Origin of the sequence: Streptomyces diastatochromogenes (genome assembly GCF_002242805.1) — a bacterium.
GTDB classification, from domain to species: domain Bacteria; phylum Actinomycetota; class Actinomycetes; order Streptomycetales; family Streptomycetaceae; genus Streptomyces; species Streptomyces diastatochromogenes.
Genome location: NZ_MCGQ01000238.1, coordinates 1 through 239 on the forward strand (window position 1 = coordinate 1; position 239 = coordinate 239).

Below are 239 nucleotides of genomic sequence, written 5' to 3' on the forward strand. Positions count from 1 at the left end.
GCGTCCAGGTCGAAGCGGCGGGAGCCGTTGAGGCTGTCTTCAACGCCTATCAAGTTGCCGTCGGCTCGATAGGAGTACGCCCGGTGTTGAACCGCTCGGCCGCCCACTCCGGTCACCGACTGGCTGGTGAGGCAGCCCAGAGTATCGAAGGTGTGCTCCAGGACAATCGTTCCGCCGATGTGACGGGACAGCTCGCGGCCTGCCTCGTCATAGGCGAAGTCGATGGCGTGGCCTGAGGC

General features: G+C 64.9%; 1 protein-coding gene. It reads right to left on the minus strand.

Annotated features, from left to right (window positions below; all coding sequences use genetic code 11):
• Positions 1–239 (minus strand): hypothetical protein (locus tag BEK98_RS47780; RefSeq protein ID WP_143684318.1); only part of this gene is annotated, 239 nt, incomplete at both ends.